The 3,876-nt window shown below is 68.1% G+C and carries 5 protein-coding genes; all 5 read right to left on the bottom strand.

Translation table 11 applies throughout. The features are described 5' to 3' along the window. Positions 1-553: 553 nt before the first annotated feature. Positions 554-964 carry a type I-E CRISPR-associated endoribonuclease Cas2e gene (gene cas2e, locus B0E53_RS33945; RefSeq protein WP_107079648.1) on the bottom strand — a complete coding sequence of 137 codons (411 nt, stop codon included), beginning with the start codon at positions 962-964 and terminating at the stop codon, positions 554-556. Then, entirely contained in the window at positions 964-1,932 is a 969-nt protein-coding gene (gene cas1e, locus B0E53_RS33940; RefSeq protein ID WP_107079647.1) for a type I-E CRISPR-associated endonuclease Cas1e, read from the bottom strand. The genes cas2e and cas1e overlap by 1 nt, the downstream gene beginning before the upstream one ends. After that, positions 1,929-2,612: a type I-E CRISPR-associated protein Cas6/Cse3/CasE gene (gene cas6e, locus B0E53_RS33935; protein ID WP_107079649.1), complete on the bottom strand. Its 684-nt coding sequence runs from the start codon at positions 2,610-2,612 to the stop codon at positions 1,929-1,931. Before cas6e ends, cas1e begins: the two co-directional genes overlap by 4 nt. Positions 2,613-2,621: 9 nt before the next feature. Then, on the bottom strand, positions 2,622-3,344 hold the full coding sequence (cas5e, locus tag B0E53_RS33930; protein ID WP_107079646.1) for a type I-E CRISPR-associated protein Cas5/CasD: 723 nt from the start codon (positions 3,342-3,344) through the stop codon (positions 2,622-2,624). Next, positions 3,341-3,876, bottom strand: a 536-nt coding sequence (locus tag B0E53_RS33925) for a type I-E CRISPR-associated protein Cas7/Cse4/CasC (RefSeq protein WP_210406324.1), incomplete at its 5' end; no start/stop codon positions are given. The genes cas5e and B0E53_RS33925, both read right to left, overlap by 4 nt.

Here is a 3,876-nt window from a genome sequence, read left to right as displayed (position 1 = left end):
CGTTGTACTTCTTCGGTGCGGGCATCGCTGGTGTTCCTCCCAGGTTTCGATGTCTCCATCAAACCCGGTGCGGAACACACCCCCGCGTGCGCGGGGAGCAGGACGACCGCCACGTGTCGTAGGTCTGCACCCAGGGATCACCCCCGCGTGCGCGGGGAGCAGGATCACGCCGAGCACCAGCCCGACCGCGGCCCAGGATCACCCCCGCGTGCGCGGGGAGCAGGCGACCTCCTCGCCGTGGGGCTGGCAGAACCACGGATCACCCCCGCGTGCGCGGGGAGCAGTCAGACACCGCTCTGACCTGCGCGTTGACACCGGGATCACCCCCGCGTGCGCGGGGAGCAGCGACCCTGACCGTTCTCAGTGAGGTGCAGTGACGGATCACCCCCGCGTGCGCGGGGAGCAGGCGAGGACCGACTCCATGTCCTCGGTCTTCTGCGGATCACCCCCGCGTGCGCGGGGAGCAGGACGGCAAGCCCAACGGCCTGCTGCAGGTCCCGGGATCACCCCCGCGTGCGCGGGGAGCAGGCTTCTTGAGCTGGGGCTTCAGAGATCAGCTACCGCTTTTTCCTTCACTTTGCTTGGGGCCCGTCGATGCTCCGTCGCGGGCTTCTGGGACCCGTCGGCCAAACCTGCGGCGTTTGGATGCCTTGCTCCATCCGGAGGGCACTGCGGGGTTGTACGACTTCCGATCCGTCGGCCGGCGCATCAACGTGATTCCGTCATAGTCCACCGGTTCCCAGTGGTGGTCGTGCACCTTGAAGGAGAGCCGCTGCTCGCCGGGCTGCTGATAAACGAGCAGTGCCCGGCCCGGTCCGGCCATCTCGACGACCTTCGCCCAGAGTCGGTGCCGTATCCGACTGTTCACGTGTCCTACGTACACCCCGGCGGAGATCTCCAGCAGCCACTGCGTCAGGTGCCCTCGGAGTCCTTCGGGGCAGGCGGTGAGGATGATGACGGTCATCAGAAGTCTACGTCCCCGCCATAGTTCCGGCCGCCGCTCAACTCGAAACCGCCTTCGTCCCAGAGGCGTACGGTGTTGTCGTCAGCTTCCTCGGCGGGATCCTCGTCGTCGATCGGCCTGGTAGAGCCGTCGGTGAGGAGCAGTGTTCGGATGTCGCGGGTGCAGCGGCCGAGGAGTGCGCCGTCGTGCACTCGGTCGCGGACGGCTCGGCGGGTGTCAGCGCCGATGTCAGCTGACTCGCAGGCTGCGATGTCGAAGGCTACCGGAATGGTGATCTCGGCCTTGTAGAGGTCGGCGATGTCGTAGACGAATGATCGTACGTGGCCGGTATGGACGAAGCCGAGTCCGGGTGAGGCGCCGACGGCGACGATGACCGCGTGCACGATTCCGTAGAGGCAGGCGTGAGCCGCTGATAGCGCCTGATTGACCGGGTCGCTGCCGGTGAAGTCGTCCGGATCGTACTCACGGTTGTTCCAGGAGACGCCGGTCCGCAGGGCGTGCTCCCGGTAGCAGCGGCGTACCCTCGCACCTTCCTTTCCGCGCAACTGCTGCATGGTGAGGTTGGTGGTGTCCTCGCTGGGGAACCGCATCCGGTACATCGCTCGCGCGACCTGCAACCGTCGGTCGCGGTGCGACACGGCAGCGGCCTGGGCGACGAGGAGGCGGCTCGACCGGGCGAGGCTACGGCCGTGGGCGTAGTACCGGACGCCATGCTCGCCGACCCAGACGACGGTGGCCCCGTTGTCGGCGATCAGCATCATCGCCTGCTGCGTGATGCTGGTGCCCGGCCCGAGCATCAGGACACCGAGGGTGGCCGCCGGAATGTGCACGACCCCCTTCTCGTCGGTGGCCGTGATCGCGTTGCTGTCTCGATGGATGACGCAGCGTTCGAGGTAGACAAAGCTGATTCGGTCCTGCGCCCGGTTGAGATCCGCCAACTCGGCCGGTGGCACACCAGGAATTTTCACGATTCGACTTGGGCGGGGGCAAGGGTCAGCAGCCCACAACCGTACGCGCGGGCGTGCCCGATGCCCCGGGTGAGCACACCCCGGAACAGGCTCGGGTCATCGACTTCGAGGACGCCGTCGTATGTGGCCGTCACCAGGGTGACTGGGCGTTGGCCGTGGTTGCGGGTGAAGCGGTGGACCTGGCGGTTGTAGGTGACGAGGTTGAGTTCCCCGTCGGCCTGCCGGACCACCGTGAATCCGCTGCGTTCCGCACGCTTTGTCAGCCACTCGACCTGCTGAACGGGGGTGACGTGCCCGTACCGTTGGGTCGTCGAGGTGTCGGGGGTCCGTCGACCGGTCCGGGTGGGATTCGCGGTGAGCCGGAAGGCCCACTGTTGGCCCTTGTCAAGAGAGTCGAGCAGACGCGCGTACGGTCGGGTCGTCCAGGTTTCGGTGCTGCTCGGCCAGCCGGCCTGCTCGACCAGGTGGGTCAGGTCGGGTGCGGTCGGGCTGACCACGTAGAGCACGATCTGTCGATCCTGCCGTTGGTCGAGGCGCCACAGGGTGCGGGCGTCGTCGCGGGTGTGGTCCTCGGGGTGGGGAAAGCCGGCTAGGACGGCGGCGTGCATCGCCTGTGGAGAGGCGAGCAATTTGCGTGCTCCCCGTCGGACCGGGTTCACGAGGAATCGGGTGAGGTACATCGTCATCCCTTACAGCGACGCAAGCGGGTCGTGGTCGGCCGGCGCGTTGCCGCCGGAGGCTGCGGCGGCAACCGAAGGACGGCCGTCGGGGTTGGGCACAACGACCCGGGTCCGGATGACCGCCCGCCATCCGTACTGCCGGTGGGCGGGGTCGAAGCTGATCGGCTGGTCCGGCAGGGTTTCGGTTACATCAGCCCCGGGCGGGGCGTCGCTGAGCACCTCCAACGGAACGGTCAGCTCTGCACGCTCACGTAGGCGTTTCGATGCCTGCCAGGGCCAGTCGCTTAGTGCTTCAGCGACTGTGCCGGTGTGGACGCCGAGGGAGGTCGGGGCTACCGGTGGGCAGGACCGGCGGCCGAGATAGAGCGGGAAGTGGGGCCGGCGCACCGCTTCGTGTAGCCCCTCGAGCAGCGATCGTTCACCACCGATCGCGGCGAGGAACACCGCGTCGGAGAGGTAGTAGCGGTTGGTCAGCGGCATGCTGTCGCGGCCGTCGAGGGTGCGAGCGACCTGGAAGTCGCGCAGTACCTGGCCGGGCTGGTCGATCCGGACCCCGAAGTCGAGGCTCAGCAGTTCGGTGAGGGGGTCGGTGCGTCGCAGCCCTTTCGCCGCGGCGAGCATGCCGATTACTCCACTCTTGGTAGGGGCGACCTCGGTGTGCCGCTGGGTGAAGCGGCTGGTCGCCCCCCAGGACTGGAGCGGTCCGGCCAGCCGCAGCAGCAAGACGGTCATGCGGGCGTACCGAGGCGATCCGCGACCGTCGCGCCGACGGCGTCGACCAGGCCGGGTAGCGGCAGCACTTCGCCGAGGGTGGCCAGCGCGGCGGTACGGCTGCCGACGTGGGTGACCCAGGCGGCGACGGCAGGGTCGCCGTACGCCTGCTCGACCTCGGTGGTGTGCTCGGCCAGCTTCTCGGCGGCGGCGGTGACCACGCCGGAACGGTCGCCGAACTGCCTCTCACGAACGGGCTCCTCGAAGGCGCCGACCAGGTTGACCGGCTGGGTGTCGCGTAGCCGCACCATGACAGCGTCGGGGCGGGTTCCGTTGGCGAAGGTGTTCCGCTTGCCGGACGGCATGCTGGTGGTGAAGGCGTGCAGGAACGCCTCCACGGCCCGCCGGGTGGCATCGGTGTCGCCGAGGGTGTCGTGTAGCCGGTCGACGTCGATGGTGGCGTACCGGTAGAGGGTGGAGGAGTTGAACTCGATCGTGCCGATCATGCCGGCACCGGTCTCCTGGTTGTCATGCTTACGGTCGTCGACAGCGG

Source organism: Micromonospora sp. MH33, from assembly GCF_003013775.1.
Lineage (GTDB): Bacteria > Actinomycetota > Actinomycetes > Mycobacteriales > Micromonosporaceae > Micromonospora > Micromonospora fulviviridis.
This window is presented reverse-complemented; position numbering and strand designations above follow the sequence as displayed.

Bases quoted from the DNA above. Each gene is read 5' to 3' on its own strand.
- cas2e (WP_107079648.1), bottom strand. From the start codon at position 964: ATGACCGTCATCATCCTCACCGCCTGCCCCGAAGGACTCCGAGGGCAC.
- cas6e (WP_107079649.1), bottom strand. From the start codon at position 2,612: ATGTACCTCACCCGATTCCTCGTGAACCCGGTCCGACGGGGAGCACGC.
- cas5e (WP_107079646.1), bottom strand. From the start codon at position 3,344: ATGACCGTCTTGCTGCTGCGGCTGGCCGGACCGCTCCAGTCCTGGGGG.